Origin of the sequence: Pseudomonas sp. MWU12-3088 (genome assembly GCF_023242405.1) — a bacterium.
GTDB lineage: Bacteria > Pseudomonadota > Gammaproteobacteria > Pseudomonadales > Pseudomonadaceae > Aquipseudomonas > Aquipseudomonas kribbensis.
Genome location: NZ_JALJEA010000002.1, coordinates 47334 through 63311 on the forward strand (window position 1 = coordinate 47334; position 15978 = coordinate 63311).

The 15978-nt window shown below is 59.8% G+C and carries 12 protein-coding genes and 1 tRNA gene; 10 read left to right on the top strand and 3 right to left on the bottom strand.

Going from position 1 to position 15978, the window contains the following annotated elements; all coding sequences use genetic code 11:
- The first annotated feature begins 35 nt into the window (after positions 1 to 35).
- The gene (locus M5B98_RS05980; RefSeq protein WP_248742198.1) at positions 36 to 1265 is read left to right on the top strand and encodes a multifunctional CCA addition/repair protein; all 1230 of its coding nucleotides are present in this window, start codon (positions 36 to 38) and stop codon (positions 1263 to 1265) included.
- A gap of 41 nt (positions 1266 to 1306) precedes the next feature.
- On the opposite strand, the gene folK is transcribed toward M5B98_RS05980, so the two are convergent.
- Complete coding sequence (gene folK / locus M5B98_RS05985) at positions 1307 to 1828, bottom strand: 2-amino-4-hydroxy-6-hydroxymethyldihydropteridine diphosphokinase (protein ID WP_085709213.1); 522 nt, start codon at positions 1826 to 1828, stop codon at positions 1307 to 1309.
- A complete protein-coding gene (gene folB / locus M5B98_RS05990) occupies positions 1819 to 2175 on the bottom strand; it encodes a dihydroneopterin aldolase (RefSeq protein ID WP_016772885.1) in 357 nt (118 codons plus the stop codon). The genes folK and folB overlap by 10 nt, the downstream gene beginning before the upstream one ends.
- A 74-nt stretch (positions 2176 to 2249) precedes the next feature.
- Here folB and plsY point away from each other — a divergent pair, with 74 nt between their 5' ends.
- Positions 2250 to 2819 (top strand): glycerol-3-phosphate 1-O-acyltransferase PlsY, encoded by a 570-nt coding sequence (plsY, locus tag M5B98_RS05995; protein ID WP_085709211.1) that lies wholly within the window; start codon positions 2250 to 2252, stop codon positions 2817 to 2819.
- Between the two features lie 23 nt (positions 2820 to 2842).
- On the opposite strand, the gene tsaD is transcribed toward plsY, so the two are convergent.
- Positions 2843 to 3868 carry a tRNA (adenosine(37)-N6)-threonylcarbamoyltransferase complex transferase subunit TsaD gene (gene tsaD / locus M5B98_RS06000; protein WP_039768071.1) on the bottom strand — a complete coding sequence of 342 codons (1026 nt, stop codon included), beginning with the start codon at positions 3866 to 3868 and terminating at the stop codon, positions 2843 to 2845.
- Positions 3869 to 4067: 199 nt separating this feature from the next.
- On the opposite strand from tsaD, the gene rpsU reads away from it, so the two are divergent.
- The 8 genes from rpsU to M5B98_RS06040 all read left to right on the top strand — a co-directional run bounded on the left by rpsU (position 4068) and on the right by M5B98_RS06040 (position 15976).
- Entirely contained in the window at positions 4068 to 4283 is a 216-nt protein-coding gene (gene rpsU, locus M5B98_RS06005; protein WP_002551877.1) for a 30S ribosomal protein S21, read from the top strand.
- 482 nt (positions 4284 to 4765) lie between these two features.
- Positions 4766 to 6733, top strand: a complete 1968-nt coding sequence (dnaG, locus tag M5B98_RS06010; RefSeq protein ID WP_248742199.1) for a DNA primase — start codon at positions 4766 to 4768, stop codon at positions 6731 to 6733.
- A 67-nt stretch (positions 6734 to 6800) separates the two neighbouring features.
- The gene (gene rpoD, locus M5B98_RS06015) at positions 6801 to 8648 is read left to right on the top strand and encodes an RNA polymerase sigma factor RpoD (protein WP_085709208.1); all 1848 of its coding nucleotides are present in this window, start codon (positions 6801 to 6803) and stop codon (positions 8646 to 8648) included.
- A 126-nt stretch (positions 8649 to 8774) separates the two neighbouring features.
- Positions 8775 to 12521: a bifunctional diguanylate cyclase/phosphodiesterase gene (locus tag M5B98_RS06020; protein WP_248742200.1), complete on the top strand. Its 3747-nt coding sequence runs from the start codon at positions 8775 to 8777 to the stop codon at positions 12519 to 12521.
- 15 nt (positions 12522 to 12536) lie between these two features.
- Positions 12537 to 12613: transfer RNA gene (locus M5B98_RS06025), tRNA-Ile, on the top strand.
- Between the two features lie 203 nt (positions 12614 to 12816).
- Positions 12817 to 13377: a PBECR2 nuclease fold domain-containing protein gene (locus M5B98_RS06030; protein ID WP_248742201.1), complete on the top strand. Its 561-nt coding sequence runs from the start codon at positions 12817 to 12819 to the stop codon at positions 13375 to 13377.
- A gap of 308 nt (positions 13378 to 13685) precedes the next feature.
- Complete coding sequence (locus tag M5B98_RS06035; protein WP_007959884.1) at positions 13686 to 14147, top strand: Lrp/AsnC family transcriptional regulator; 462 nt, start codon at positions 13686 to 13688, stop codon at positions 14145 to 14147.
- A gap of 146 nt (positions 14148 to 14293) precedes the next feature.
- On the top strand, positions 14294 to 15976 hold the full coding sequence (locus M5B98_RS06040) for a flavin monoamine oxidase family protein (protein WP_085709206.1): 1683 nt from the start codon (positions 14294 to 14296) through the stop codon (positions 15974 to 15976).
- Positions 15977 to 15978: the final 2 nt, after the last annotated feature.

The window sequence follows — 15978 nt, forward strand, 5'->3', positions numbered from 1 at the left end:
CAAGGGTTATCCTGTCGGGCCAACGGAGGTTTTTTATGCAGATTTACAAGGTCGGCGGCGCGGTACGTGATCGCCTGCTGGGCAAACCGGTCACCGATATCGATTGGGTGGTGGTCGGCGCAACCGCAGAAGAAATGCTCACCAAAGGGTTTCGCCCGGTCGGTGCGGATTTCCCTGTGTTTCTTCACCCGAAAAGCGGCGAGGAGTACGCCCTCGCCCGCACCGAACGCAAAAGCGGTCGCGGTTACGGCGGGTTCACCTTTCACGCCAGCCCCGAGGTCACGCTTGAAGAAGACCTGATCCGCCGCGACCTCACGATCAACGCCATGGCCGAGGACGATCAGCAAAACCTGACCGACCCCTATCACGGCCAGCGCGATCTCGAAGACCGGATCCTGCGTCACGTTTCCCCCGCGTTCGCCGAAGATCCCCTGCGAGTCTTGCGTGTTGCCCGCTTCGCGGCTCGTTACGCAGAACTCGGTTTCAAGGTTGCACCCGAGACCCTTGAGCTGATGCGCCAGCTCAGCGAATCCGGTGAACTGGAGGCCCTGACCGCCGAACGCAGCTGGAAAGAGATTTCCCGCGCACTGATGGAAAGTCAGCCGCAGGTGTTCATTCAGGTACTGCGTGACTGTGGCGCACTGAAAGTGCTGATGCCGGAGGTCGACGCCCTGTTCGGCGTACCGCAACCGGAAGTTCATCACCCGGAAATCGACAGCGGCATTCACACACTGAGCGTGCTTGAGCAAGCCGCCCTGCACCAGCAACCATTGACGGTGCGCTGGGCCTGCCTGCTGCACGACCTCGGCAAGGGCCTGACCCCGGAAGAGAAATGGCCACGGCATATCGCCCACGAGCACAAGGGCCTGAAGCTGATCAAAGCGGTCAACGAACGCTTCAAGGCACCGAAGGACTGCCAGGAACTGGCCCTGCTGGTTGGTCAGTACCACACCCACGGCCATCGCGCCCTGGAACTGAAGGCTTCTACCTTGCTGGAATTGCTGCAGAGCTTTGATGTTTATCGCCGGCCGCAGCGTTTCGAAGAATTTATCGTCGCATGCGAGATGGATGCCCGAGGTCGCAAAGGACTTGAGCAGCGCAGTTATCCACAGGCCGATTACCTGCGCGGTGCAGCCAGCGCTGCTCGGGGCGTTGCGGTACAGCCGCTGCTGGAGAAAGGTTTCAAGGGCCCGGAACTGGGCGAAGCGCTCAAGCGCGAACGGCTCAAGGCGTTGAAGGCTTACAAGGAATCAGCGTCGTCCTGAGAACACCTGACGCCATCGCGAACCGGTCGCGATGGCGTCAGTCAGTTCAACAGATCTGGAGGCGTGAGCTGAATACCACGCCATTCAAACCCGACCGGTGCCAACACCTGATCGATCTGCGCCTCGGACCACAGCGTGGCAAAGCTTTTTCCCACACCTGGATGCACCCGATCCGGCGCAATCAGCGACAACGGCCACAACACGAAGGCATTTTTCAGAATCTCGGCCCGGGGCAGGATCAGCCCGTCGAAATTGCCGGCCAGCTCGCCATATAACAGGACGTCGATGTCCAGCGGCAATCCCTTGCGATCCGGGGCATAACGGCCGTTATCCGCCTCGATGAACTTCAGCCGTCGATCCAGCTCCATCAGCGGCAGATCGGTGTAGGCCGATACCACGAAATTGAAGAACGGGCCGCTCTTGATCCCCACCGGCTGGCTTTCGAAAACCGCCGAACAGCGGATATCCACCAGAAAACCGGCCAAGGCATCCAGACCGGCTCGCAAATGAGTTTCGCGCTCGATATTGCTACCGAGCCCGAGGTAGACCTGAGTCAGCGACATCCGCGCTCGATCTCCACACCGACACCACCCTTGGCGGCCGGAACTGCGCCAGGCTTGGTCAGCTTCAGGCGCACCCAGGTGATCTTGAATTCGGCCATCAGCACTTCGACCAGACGCTCGGCGAAGGTCTCGACCAACTGGAACTGTGCCTGCTCGGCAAAGGCCTGGATCCGTGTGGAAACACTGGCGTAATCGAGTGCCAGGGTCAGGTCGTCACCGGCGGCTGCCGGGCGATTGTCCCAGGCGAAGCTCAGATCAAGACGCAGACACTGTCGGATGCCGCGCTCCCAGTCGTAGGCACCGATCACGGTGTCGACTTCCAGGCCCTCGATAAACACTCTGTCCAAGCACTTCTCTCCGCTGCACGACAAGGGCGCAATGCGCCGTTAGAATCAGGGCGTCCTCGCCCGGAATAGTTAGCATGTTTTGGTTACTGGCGATTCTCGCCTACCTGCTCGGCTCGCTGTCCTTCGCCATTTTGCTCAGCCGCCTGACCGGAAATCCGGATCCGCGAATGAGTGGCTCGGGTAATGCCGGTGCCACCAACATGCTGCGCCTGGCCGGTCGCAAACTCGCGATCCTGACCCTGCTGGGTGATCTGTGCAAAGGCCTGCTGCCGGTACTGATCGCATCGGCAGCTGGCCTTTCGCTGCAGGATCAGGCGTGGATCGGCGTCTGCGCCGTGATCGGTCACCTGTTCCCGCTGTACTTCCGCTTTCGCGGTGGCAAGGGCGTCGCCACCGCGGCCGGCATGCTGCTGGGCCTGTATCCGCCCGCCGCACTGCTGGCGGTGTGCGCCTGGCTGCTGACGTTCTACCTGACCCGCACCAGCTCGCTGGCAGCATTGATTGCCACCCCCCTGACCCTGCCATTGCTGGCCTGGCAGGAACCGGAAGCGCTGTTGCCGATGAGCACGCTCACGCTGCTGATCGTCTGGCGCCACCGGGGCAATCTACGCGACCTGTTTGCCGGGCGCGAACGGCATTTTTAAATACCGTACGTGAGCACCGTTCATCACAGCGCCGACAACTGCTCCATCGGCCAGCGCGCCTGCACGCTGATCGCCAGGCTTTCCTGCTGGCCGGCCTGCAAACGCTGGCAACCGGCAAACGCAATCATCGCGCCGTTGTCGGTGCAGAACTCGGGGCGGGCGTAGAACACATCGCCCTTCATGTCGCCGAGCATTTTCTCTAGAGAAACCCGCAATGCCTTGTTGGCGCTGACGCCGCCAGCGATCACCAGACGCTTCATGCCGGCCTGCTTCAACGCACGCTTGCACTTGATGGTCAAAGTCTCCACCACGGCCTGCTGGAACGCCAGCGCGATGTCGCAACGGGCTTGCTCGCTGTCGTCCCCGGCGCTGACGCACTGCTGCCAGGTGTTAAGGGCAAAAGTCTTCAAGCCGCTGAAGCTGAAATCCAGGCCCGGGCGATCGCACATCGGACGCGGGAAGGTGAAACGTCCTGCGACACCCTTCTCTGCCAGCTTGGCGATTTCAGGACCACCCGGATAATTGAGGCCCATCATCTTCGCGGTCTTGTCGAAAGCTTCGCCTGCCGCGTCATCGAGGGTCTCGCCCAGCAGGCTGTATTGGCCGATGCCATCAACCTGAACCAGCTGCGTATGACCACCGGAGACCAACAAAGCGACGAACGGAAACTCCGGCGGTTTTGGCTCCAGCATCGGCGCCAGCAAATGGCCTTCCATGTGGTGCACACCAAGGGCCGGAATGCCCCAGGCAAACGCCAGCGCCTGAGCGCAGGAAGCACCCACCAGCAAGGCGCCGACAAGGCCAGGACCGGCGGTGTAGGCGATGGCGTCGATCTCGGTCGGTACGCAGTCAGCCTCGGCCAGCACCTGACGGATCAAGGGCAGCATGCGCTTGACGTGATCGCGCGAGGCGAGCTCCGGCACCACGCCGCCGTAGACGCGGTGCAGGTCGATCTGGCTGAACAGTGCGTCGGCCAGCAGACCGCGCTCGCTGTCGTATAAAGCGACGCCGGTTTCGTCGCAGGAAGTTTCTAATCCCAGTACTAGCATGGGTTTGCGCCTTGTTTAGGCTGAATTCGAAGGCGCGCATAATAGTCGCCACTGGATGCCCCGACCAGCGGTTTTCGATCAGAGGCTTTGCATTCCGAGCGTTGAGGGGTTAACATCCGCAACCCTTAAAAACCGACGTCTTCAAGTGCTCTTTTGCCGCGAGGATGTTGACCCCGGTAATGAATGAAGGTAGCTCTGGATGCCAGCCGTCAAAGTTAAAGAGAACGAACCCTTCGACGTAGCTCTGCGTCGTTTCAAGCGCTCCTGCGAAAAAGCCGGTGTACTGGCTGAAGTTCGTAGCCGCGAATTTTACGAGAAGCCAACTTCCGAGCGTAAGCGCAAGGCAGCAGCCGCTGTTAAGCGTCACGCCAAGAAAGTTCAGCGCGAACAGCGCCGCGCCGTTCGTCTGTACTAATACACAGACGATCGTAGCAAGCTTCTGCCAAGCCCGGCCCTCAGCCGGGCTAATGGCATTTGCGTAAAACGCTTGATGCTTCACCGTCGAAGCCGCACACGCGACCGAGACAAATCCGCTTCACCGCGTCAGGCCTGGCTCTTTTGCCAGCGGTGCACGTCTTTTCTGACGAGCCTTTCAAGGCTACTGACGAGCACACCCACTGATTCCTCTTACGACGATCAGCCCAAGGCACCTGCTTGCGTGCCCGCTTCATGAGCTATCCGAGGCCTCAACCGGCCGTCAGCGGATTCAGCGCAACACTTTCATAAAGTCGAAGACTGATAGGTACTAACGTCAGTGGATTTTCGGCAGATACACTTCCCGACAGCGATTACGCAGACGACACCGGTCGAGCCGCACTCTTTGTGCGCTTTCAAGCATGACCCGCGTCCGGCCGCCCATCGCATCGGACTCATTACAGCGCAGACGACGAGAACGCCATGGCCGGGCTGATTCCCCAGAGCTTCATTGACGACCTGCTGAACCGCACCGACATCGTCGACGTGGTCAGCTCGCGCGTGCAACTGAAGAAGGCCGGCAAGAACTACACCGCCTGCTGCCCGTTCCATAAAGAGAAAACCCCGTCGTTCAGCGTAAGCCCCGACAAGCAGTTCTATTACTGCTTCGGTTGCGGCGCCGGCGGTAACGCGCTCGGTTTTCTCATGGACCACGACAACCTGGACTTCCCCCAGGCAGTCGAGGACCTGGCCAAAGCCGCCGGCATGGAAGTGCCCCGCGAAGAAAGTGGCCGCTCGCACAAACCGCGACAGCCGACCGATTCGCCGCTTTATCCACTGCTGACTGCCGCTGCGGACTTTTACCGCCAGGCGCTCAAGAGCCACCCGGCACGCAAGGCTGCCGTGGATTACCTCAAGGGCCGCGGACTGACAGGTGAAATTGCCCGGGACTTCGGCCTCGGTTTCGCTCCGCCAGGCTGGGACAATCTGTTCAAGCACCTGAGCAGCGACACCTTGCAGCAGAAAGCCATGATCGACGCCGGCCTGCTGATCGAGAACGCCGAAACCGGCAAGCGCTATGACCGCTTCCGTGATCGCGTGATGTTCCCGATCCGCGACACCCGGGGGCGCATTATCGCCTTCGGCGGCCGAGTCCTTGGCGACGACAAGCCGAAATACCTGAACTCGCCGGAAACCCCGGTATTCCATAAAGGCCAGGAACTCTACGGCCTCTATGAAGCCCGCAAGAACAACCGCAACCTCGACGAAATCATCGTCGTCGAGGGCTACATGGACGTTATCGCCCTGGCCCAGCAAGGCCTGCGAAACGCCGTTGCGACCCTGGGCACAGCCACCAGCGAAGAGCATCTGAAGCGCCTTTTTCGGGTCGTACCGAACGTGCTGTTCTGCTTCGACGGCGACCAGGCCGGCCGCAACGCCGCATGGCGCGCACTGGAAGCCACGCTGAGCAGCCTGCAGGACGGTCGCCGCGCACGCTTCCTGTTCCTGCCCGAAGGCGAAGACCCGGACACCTTGATCCGCGCCGAAGGCACCGACGCCTTCCGTGCGCGGATCAATCAGCACGCGCAACCGCTGGCAGACTATTTCTTCCAGCAACTGACCGAAGAGGCCGACCCTCGCTCACTCGAAGGCAAGGCGCACATGGCGACGCTTGCCGCGCCGTTGATCGATAAAGTACCAGGGGCCAACCTGCGAATCCTGATGCGTCAGCGCCTGACCGAAATCACCGGTCTGAGCAGCGAGACCGTCAGTCAGCTGGCCCAGAGCGCACCGCAGGAAGCGCCGCCCGCCTACGACCCCGGCATCGATTACGACGCGATGCCGGACTTCAGCGACTACCATCAGCCGCAGGCACAGGACATGTATGTGCCGCAGCAGGAATGGACGCCAAAGAAACCCGGCGCCGGCGGCAAGAAATGGGATAAAAAGCCGTGGGACAAGAACGGCAAGCGTAGCGGTGATCGCGACCAACCGCGCGCCCCGAGAGTGCCGGCTCCCGTCGAGCCACCGATCATGGCCGCCCTGCGAACGGTGATCCATCACCCGCAACTGGCGCTGAAGGTCGAGACGGCCAGCCATTTTGCGGACGAAGACAATACCAACACTCAGCTGCTGGTGGCCTCACTGGAAGCCGTGCAAAAGAATCCTCAGCTAAACTCTTTTCAGTTGATCTCGCGATGGCATGGCACCGAACAAGGTCGATTGCTGACCCGCCTGGCAGAAAAGGAGTGGTTGATCAACGGAGAAAACCTTGAACAACAGTTTTTCGACACCATAACTAGCTTGTCAGCCCGCCAGCGCGAGCGAAAGCTGGAACAACTTCTCAGGAAATCACGTCAAAGCGATCTGAGCACCGAAGAAAAATCTTTGCTGCTCGAATTGCTCAAACGGGATGTTCCTGCATCAAACCCGACCTCAACTGGCGCGTGAGGTCATAGCTCAGGTATAATCCTCGGCTTGTTTTTTGCCCGCCAAGACCTTCAGTGGATAGGGTGTTATGTCCGGAAAAGCGCAACAGCAGTCTCGTATTATTGAGTTGATCAAACTGGGTCGTGAGCAGAAGTATCTGACTTACGCCGAGGTCAACGACCACCTGCCCGAGGATATTTCAGATCCGGAGCAGGTGGAAGACATCATCCGCATGATTAACGACATGGGGATCCCCGTACACGAGAGTGCTCCGGATGCGGACGCCCTTATGTTGGCCGACGCCGATACCGACGAGGCCGCTGCGGAAGAAGCAGCCGCCGCGTTGGCAGCGGTCGAGACCGATATCGGTCGCACCACTGACCCAGTGCGCATGTACATGCGTGAAATGGGTACGGTCGAGCTTCTGACTCGTGAAGGCGAAATCGAAATCGCCAAGCGTATCGAAGAGGGCATCCGTGAGGTGATGAGCGCAATCGCGCACTTCCCCGGCACGGTTGACCATATTCTCTCCGAATACACTCGGGTCACCACCGAAGGCGGTCGCCTGTCCGACGTCCTGAGCGGTTACATCGACCCGGACGACGGTATTACGCCGCCGGCTGCCGAAGTGCCACCGCCGATCGACGCGAAAGCCGCGAAAGCGGACGACGATTCCGAGGACGATGACGCCGAAGCTTCCGATGACGAAGAAGAAGCCGAAAGCGGTCCGGATCCGGTCATTGCTGCCCAGCGCTTCGGCGCCGTGGCCGACCAGATGGAAATCACCCGCAAGGCCCTGAAAAAGCACGGTCGTCACAACAAGGCAGCGGTTGCCGAGTTGCTGGCCCTGGCTGATCTGTTCATGCCGATCAAACTGGTGCCGAAGCAATTCGAAGCCCTGGTCGAACGTGTTCGCAGTGCCCTGGATCGCCTGCGTCAGCAAGAGCGCGCGATCATGCAGCTGTGCGTACGTGATGCACGTATGCCGCGTGCCGACTTCCTGCGCCAGTTCCCGGGCAACGAAGTCGACGAAAGCTGGTCCGACGCCCTGGCCAAAGGCAAGAGCAAGTACGCCGAAGCCATCGGCCGCGTGCAACCGGACATCATCCGTTGCCAGCAGAAGCTGACCGCACTGGAAACCGAGACCGGTCTGACTATTGCCGAGATCAAGGACATCAACCGTCGCATGTCGATCGGTGAGGCGAAAGCCCGCCGCGCGAAAAAAGAGATGGTTGAAGCGAACCTGCGTCTGGTGATCTCCATCGCCAAGAAGTACACCAACCGTGGCCTGCAATTCCTCGACCTGATCCAGGAAGGCAACATCGGTCTGATGAAAGCGGTGGACAAGTTCGAATACCGTCGTGGTTACAAGTTCTCGACCTATGCCACCTGGTGGATCCGTCAGGCGATCACTCGCTCGATCGCCGACCAGGCCCGCACCATCCGTATTCCGGTGCACATGATCGAGACGATCAACAAGCTCAACCGCATTTCCCGCCAGATGCTGCAGGAAATGGGTCGCGAACCGACCCCGGAAGAGCTGGGTGAGCGCATGGAGATGCCTGAGGACAAGATCCGCAAGGTATTGAAGATCGCCAAAGAGCCGATCTCCATGGAAACCCCGATCGGTGATGACGAAGACTCTCATCTGGGTGATTTCATCGAAGACTCGACCATGCAGTCGCCAATCGATGTCGCCACTGTCGAGAGCCTGAAAGAAGCGACCCGCGAAGTGCTGTCCGGCCTCACTGCCCGTGAAGCCAAGGTACTGCGCATGCGTTTCGGTATCGACATGAACACCGACCATACGCTCGAAGAAGTCGGCAAACAGTTTGACGTGACCCGTGAGCGGATCCGTCAGATCGAAGCCAAGGCGCTGCGCAAGCTGCGCCATCCGACGCGAAGCGAACACCTGCGTTCGTTCCTCGACGAGTAATACCAGAACCCCCGGCCCAGGCCGGGGGTTTTGTTTTATCGGGCAGATTAAATACCTCGCACCACCCTCCCCCGCGCACAGCCCGTCTACACTCGAAACATTCCCCCGTGCCATAACGAGACCGTTATGCCCAGACTGGCGTCCGTGCTTTTTTTGCTGTCACTGATGATCTGGACCGCAACGGCTGACGCGCTGACTCTGACCGATGAAGAACGTAGCTGGCTGGCGGCTCACCCGGACTTGCGCCTGGGTGTCGATGCATCGTGGCCCCCCTTCGAGTTTCGCGATGAGCAGAACCGCTATCAGGGCCTGGCGGCGGACTATATCGACGTGATCCGCCAGCGTCTGGCCATCAAACTTACGCCCATCGAACCCTCGAGCTGGACAGCCGTGCTCGAACAGGCCAAAAACGGCACGATCGATCTGCTGCCGGGCATCATGTCCACCCCGGAACGCCAGAACTACCTGGCCTTCACCCGCCCTTACCTGGATTTTCCGATCGTCATCCTCGCCCATGTCGGCGGGCCGCAACCGCGAAAGATCGAGGATCTGTACGGGTTGAAGATCGCCGTCGTCGAAAACTATGCTCCCCATGAACTGTTGCGCACCCATCATCCCGATCTGAATCTGGTTGCCATGCCCAATGTCAGCTCGGCACTGCAGGCCCTGGCGACCGATGAGGTGGACGCGGTGGTCGGCGATCTCGCCTCAAGTGTCTGGAGCCTGCGCCAGCTCAAGCTCGACGGGCTGTATGTCAGCGGCGAAACCCCTTATCGCTATCAACTGGCAATGGGGGTTCCCCGAGACAGCAAAATGCTGGTGGGCATTCTGGATAAAGTCCTGGCCGACATGTCCCCGGAGCAGATCAGCAGTATCCAGGAACACTGGGTGGGCAACGTCCTCGATCATCGGACATTCTGGTCGGATCTGCTGATCTATGGCCTGCCAGGCCTGCTGTTGCTGGTGATCATCCTGGCAGTGGTGATCCGCATCAACCGCCGCTTGAGCTCGGAAATCGCCCGGCGCATCGACCTCGAACAGGAACTGCGCAGCAGCGAATACCACTATCGCGGGCTGGTAGAGAGCCTGTCGGCCATTGCCTGGGAAGCACGAATCAGCGATTTCACCTACAGCTACGTATCGCCCCACGCCGAGGATTTGCTGGGTTATCCCCTGTCCCATTGGCTGATTCCCGGCTTCTGGCGCAACATCATCCACCCGGCGGACCTGACCCGCGCACAGAGTTTCTGCGATCACGAAGTGCTCGCCGGACGGGATCACAGCCTCGATTACCGGGTAATCACCGCTGATGGCCGGTGCCTGTGGGTGCGCGACATCGTCAGCCTGATCGAACATGGCCACGAGCCGGTGATGCGCGGCCTGATGATCGACATCAGCGAAACCAAGCGCACCGAAGAGGCCCTGCGCCTGTCGGAGCAGAAGTTCGCCTCGGTGTTCCAGCAATGCCCGGACATCCTGGTGATTGCGCGTCTGTCCGACGGCTGTCTGCTGGAGGTCAACGAAGCCTTTGAGGAACAGATCGGGCTCAAAGCCGAAGATGTCATCGGCCAGACCGCCACCGAGCTCAACATCTGGGGCATTCCCGGCGTTGGCCCCGGCCTGCTGCAACGCCTGCAGGCCGGCAGCATTCGCAACCTGGAGATGCCCTTTCGTCGCAGCAACGGCCAGGTGTTCACCGGGCTGATTTCCGCCGAGCCGTTCGAGCTCGACACCACACCCGCGCTGGTCGTGGTGGTGCGCGACATTACCCAGCTCAAGGAAACCCAACAGCTGTTGCAAACCTCCGAAGAAAAGTTCGCCAAGGCCTTTCACGCCTCGCCGGACGGTCTGTTGCTGTCGCGTCAGAGCGATGGCCTGCTGCTGGAGGTCAACGAAGGCTTCAGCCGCATCACCGGTTTCAACAGCGCCATGTCGGTGGACCGTTCGGCACTGGATCTGGGGATCTGGGTCAATCTCAACGAACGCAAACAGATGCTCGATCTGCTGCACCGTGACGGTTTCGTTCGTGACTTCACCTGCCACATCCGTCGCAGTGACGGGCAGATTCGCCTCTGCGAAGTGTCCAGTCGCCCACTGCCGATCGGCGAAGACGACTGCATGCTGACCATCGCCCGGGACATCACCGAACGCCACCTGATGCAGGAAAAACTGCAACAGGCCGCAACGGTGTTCGAGAGTACCGCCGAAGGTGTCTTGATCACCGATACGCAACAGCACATCAGTGCCGTGAACCGCGCCTTTACCGAAATCACCGGCTACAGCGAAAGCGAGGCGCTCGGCCATACCCCACGCCTGCTGGCTTCCGGGCTGCACGACAGCGCGTTCTATGCAGCGATGTGGCATCAATTGACTGACGAAGGCCACTGGCAGGGCGAAATCTCCAACCGGCGCAAGAATGGTGAGTTGTACCCGAGCTGGCTGACCATCAGTGCCGTGCGCAACCGCGACCGGTTCATTACCCACTTCGTCGCGGTGTTTGCTGATATCTCCAGCCTCAAGCACGCTCAGGCCAAACTCGATTACCAGGCCCACCATGATCCGCTGACCGGCCTGCCGAATCGCACGCTGTTCGAAAGTCGCCTGCTGACGGCACTGAACGGTCAGCAAGAAAACGGCGGTCTGGGCGCGGTGCTGTTCCTCGACCTTGATCGCTTCAAACACATCAACGACAGCCTCGGCCACCCGGTTGGCGATCTGCTGCTCAAAGGAATTGCCGTAAGACTCAAAGAACAATTGCGCGATATCGACACCGTTGCACGGCTGGGCGGCGACGAATTCATCATCCTGCTACCGGGGCTGCAACAGGCCGGTGATGCCGACAACATCGCCACCAAACTGCTGAATTGTTTCGGAGCACCATTCCAGGCCGGCGAACACGAGTTTTTCATCAGCGCCAGTATCGGTACCAGCCTCTATCCCCGTGACGGCTGCGACGTCGCCACTCTGATCAAGAACGCCGACGCGGCGATGTACCGCTCCAAGGCCAAGGGCCGCAACCGCGTCGAAAGCTACACCCGCGACCTCACCGCCCAGGCCAGCGAACGGGTGGCGCTGGAGCATGAACTGCGCCGGGCCATCGAGCGCGAAGAGTTGTACCTCTACTACCAGCCGAAAATCAGCCTTGATGACCACAGCCTGGTCGGCGCCGAAGCCCTGATCCGCTGGCGTCACCCGACCTTTGGCGAGGTGCCGCCGGAGCATTTCATTCCGCTGGCGGAAGAGAACGGAATGATTCTGCAAATTGGCGACTGGGTGCTGGAAACCGCCTGCCGGCAGATGTTCGAGTGGAACCAGATTTACGAATCCCTGGGCCCGCTGTCGGTCAACCTCGCCGGCGCACAACTGCGCCAGCCGAACCTGCTGGGACGCATCGAACAACTGCTCAAGGACAACCGCCTCAGGCCGGATTTACTGCAACTGGAAATTACCGAAAACTTCATCATGAGCCAGGCCGAAGAGGCGCTGGCGGTGCTGCATCAACTCAAACACCTCGGCGTGCAGCTGGCCATCGACGACTTCGGCACCGGTTACTCCTCGCTGAGCTACCTCAAACGCCTGCCGCTGGACATCCTCAAGATCGACCAGTCTTTCGTCCGCGGCCTGCCCGACGACCCGCACGATGCGGCGATCGTGCGCGCCATCATCGCTCTGGGCCGCAGCATGCAATTCACCGTGATCGCCGAAGGCGTGGAAACCCAGGCCCAACAACAATTCCTCGCCGCCGAAGGCTGCGAACAGATCCAGGGCTACATCGTCAGCCTGCCGCTGCCACCGGAGGAATTCGCCGCGACGTTTCTTCGCATAGCCGTATCAGATTTTTCGGATAGCACAGCCGAGAAACCGTCGCTATAATCCGCGGCCTACTGAGGGCCTATAGCTCAGTTGGTTAGAGCAGAGGACTCATAATCCTTTGGTCCACGGTTCAAGTCCGTGTGGGCCCACCAAACGTGAAAAAGCCGCGCTTATGTGCGGCTTTTTTTCGCCTGTCGTTTGGCGTTTACGTTCTTCACAAGCGCAATGTTCGGAAGACTACCGCAAGGTCTGTAGGTTATTTCCCAAGCTGTGTTTTCACACAGCTTTCAGCCTTGTTGGCCTTTTCTCCGAGCGAGTAATCTCCGGGCGCCGCTGCCCGCCAAGGATTACTTTCATGCTCGTGAGTGCTGCGCCACTGGTCAAAGAAGCAGGTGGCCAACAAACATGGATCGACTTAGCTTTGCCCGACCTGCGGACACTGACCAGAGAGCTTCGCTCAGCCGCAATTGAGGAAGTGAAAAGGGCAGACGATGCACAAGGAGCCCTCAGAATCCTCTTGGCTCACTTCGGATTCATCGACGAGGCGCTACTAGCAGTGACCATCCTCACGCCGATCGGAAATGTTGCGGTGATGAGAGACAAGCTCGCCCATATTGTCGAAAAGCGTGCTGACTCACGAGAGCGCTATGTTCGACATGCCATTGATACGCTGACGGGACCGTTTGAAATTTGGAGAGTCCTGTACGACAACGGTGGATACCGCCTAGCCTTCATCAACGCTTACGAGGCAAAGAATGACATGCTCGTCGTGGTGGATGTCAGGCACGGACACGTCCTGTGGAACTTCATGCATGCCTCGGCAAGAGCGATGAACAGGCACCGCCAGGGCGAACTTCTCTACAAGAGATACATTCTTCAGGACAAACAAAAAGGGGAGCCTGTTGGCTCCCCTTGAGTATTTGAATCCTGATATTGGCATCCTCAGGAAATGGGATGAAGAGGTCTCACCTTACACCGATGTTGCAGCATCGCTGAGGTACCTACGTCTGCTGAAGCCCTGCAAGGCAGCAGATTTCGCGCTCTTGAGGCCATTTTTTATAAAGGCAGCAGGCAAGTCAAATCATTTGTCTGTTCTTTTGTTTCAGTAAAATCCCCCGGCCCGGCGACTGCCTGGCCTCAGCCGCTCAATCAGCACTCACAAGCGCCTCGCGTGACGAGCCTGTAACATGCGACCCCATAGATCCGTACCGCTGGAGCCAGCCCTTGCCCGACATCCGCCCACCCGTGCTCGATGAAATCGACCGCCAGCTGATCGCTGCCCTGCAAATCAATGCTCGTGAAAGCGTGGCGATGCTGGCCAGGCAATTGGGGATCGCCCGCACGACCGTGACTTCGCGACTGGCGCGGCTGGAGAAGGCCAAAGTCATCACCGGCTATGGCGTGCGCCTGGGTCAGCGCGTGGTGGATGGCGGGTTGCAGGCGTACGTCGGGATCAAGGTGCAGCCGCGCTCCGGCAAAGAGGTGTTGCGACGTTTGAGCGCGATGGCCCAGGTGCAGCAATTGTGCGCGGTGAGTGGCGAATTCGATTATGTGGCGTGGCTGCGAACCGACTCACCGGAACAGCTCGATCAGCTTCTCGATCAGATCGGCAGCGTAGACGGCGTGGAGAAGACCACGACCTCGATCATCCTCAGCAGCAAGATTGATCGCGGGCATCCAGTTTGATCAAAGTATTCGTCATATTGCAGCGAAAACACTCAAATCGACGACACTTTGCGTCTTATTAACGTGTTCTACGCTCCCTAGAATGGCTGGCATCTTTTCCTATACTCAGACGCGCATCCGGCGTCGGGTCGCCAGCAAGGTCAGCCATGAACAAGAACAATCGCCATCCTGCAGACGGTAAGAAACCGATCACCATTTTCGGCCCGGACTTTCCGTTCGCCTTCGACGACTGGATCGAACACCCGGCTGGCCTGGGCAGCATTCCCGAGCACAACCACGGCGCCGAAGTGGCGATCGTCGGTGCCGGCATCGCAGGTCTGGTGGCCGCTTACGAGCTGATGAAACTTGGTTTGAAACCGGTCGTTTACGAGGCCTCGAAGCTTGGCGGCCGCCTGCGCTCCCAGGCCTTCAACGGCACTGACGGCATCGTCGCCGAGCTCGGCGGCATGCGTTTCCCGGTATCTTCCACCGCGTTCTATCACTACGTCGATAAGCTCGGTCTGGAGACCAAGCCCTTCCCCAACCCGCTGACCCCGGCCTCCGGCAGCACCGTGATCGACCTGGAAGGCAAAACACATTACGCACAGAGCCTGAAGGATCTTCCTGCACTGTTCCAGGAAGTGGCGGACGCCTGGGCCGACGCCTTGGAGGCCGGCTCGCAGTTCGCCGATATCCAGCAAGCAATCCGCGACCGCGACGTGCCACGCCTCAAAGAACTGTGGAATACCCTCGTACCGCTGTGGGACGACCGCACCTTCTATGACTTCGTCGCCACCTCGAAAGCCTTCGCCAAACTGTCGTTCCATCACCGCGAAGTGTTCGGTCAGGTCGGTTTCGGTACCGGCGGCTGGGACTCGGACTTCCCCAACTCGATGCTGGAAATCTTCCGTGTGGTGATGACCAACTGCGACGATCACCAGCACCTGGTGGTCGGGGGCGTCGAACAAGTGCCGCAAGGCATCTGGCGTCATGCACCGGAGCGCTGCGTACACTGGCCCCAAGGCACCAGCCTGAAATCGCTGCACCATGGCGCGCCACGTTCCGGGGTGAAGAAAATCGCCCACGCACCTGACGGACGTTTCGCGGTCACCGACAACAACGGCGACACCCGCGAATACGCCGCCGTACTGACCACCTGCCAGAGCTGGCTGCTGACCACCCAGATCGAATGCGACGAAACCCTGTTCTCGCAAAAAATGTGGATGGCACTGGACCGCACGCGCTACATGCAATCGTCGAAGACCTTCGTGATGGTCGACCGCCCGTTCTGGAAGGACAAGGACCCGGAAACCGGCCGCGACCTGATGAGCATGACCCTCACCGATCGCCTGACCCGTGGCACCTATCTGTTCGACAACGGCGACGACAAGCCCGGCGTGATCTGCCTGTCGTACTCGTGGATGAGCGATGCGCTGAAAATGCTCCCGCACCCGGTGGAAAAACGCGTGAAACTGGCGCTGGACGCGTTGAAGAAGATCTACCCGAAAGTCGACATCGCCGCACGGATCATCGGCGATCCGATCACAGTATCGTGGGAAGCCGACCCGCATTTCCTCGGTGCGTTCAAGGGCGCCCTGCCCGGCCACTATCGCTACAACCAGCGCATGTACGCGCACTTCATGCAGGACGACATGCCGCCGGAGCAGCGCGGGATATTCATTGCTGGCGACGACGTGTCATGGACGCCGGCCTGGGTCGAGGGCGCGGTACAGACTTCGCTCAACGCGGTGTGGGGAATCATGAAGCACTTCGGCGGGTCCACACATAAAGAGAACCCCGGCCCGGGTGATGTATTCAACGACATCGGCCCGATCGCCCTGCCCGAGTAAGA

Coding starts and splice junctions, on each gene's coding strand:
- M5B98_RS05980 (WP_248742198.1), top strand. CDS start 36: ATGCAGATTTACAAGGTCGGCGGCGCGGTACGTGATCGCCTGCTGGGC.
- folK (WP_085709213.1), bottom strand. CDS start 1,828: ATGTCGCTGACTCAGGTCTACCTCGGGCTCGGTAGCAATATCGAGCGC.
- plsY (WP_085709211.1), top strand. CDS start 2,250: ATGTTTTGGTTACTGGCGATTCTCGCCTACCTGCTCGGCTCGCTGTCC.
- tsaD (WP_039768071.1), bottom strand. CDS start 3,868: ATGCTAGTACTGGGATTAGAAACTTCCTGCGACGAAACCGGCGTCGCT.
- rpsU (WP_002551877.1), top strand. CDS start 4,068: ATGCCAGCCGTCAAAGTTAAAGAGAACGAACCCTTCGACGTAGCTCTG.
- dnaG (WP_248742199.1), top strand. CDS start 4,766: ATGGCCGGGCTGATTCCCCAGAGCTTCATTGACGACCTGCTGAACCGC.
- rpoD (WP_085709208.1), top strand. CDS start 6,801: ATGTCCGGAAAAGCGCAACAGCAGTCTCGTATTATTGAGTTGATCAAA.
- M5B98_RS06020 (WP_248742200.1), top strand. CDS start 8,775: ATGCCCAGACTGGCGTCCGTGCTTTTTTTGCTGTCACTGATGATCTGG.
- M5B98_RS06030 (WP_248742201.1), top strand. CDS start 12,817: ATGCTCGTGAGTGCTGCGCCACTGGTCAAAGAAGCAGGTGGCCAACAA.
- M5B98_RS06040 (WP_085709206.1), top strand. CDS start 14,294: ATGAACAAGAACAATCGCCATCCTGCAGACGGTAAGAAACCGATCACC.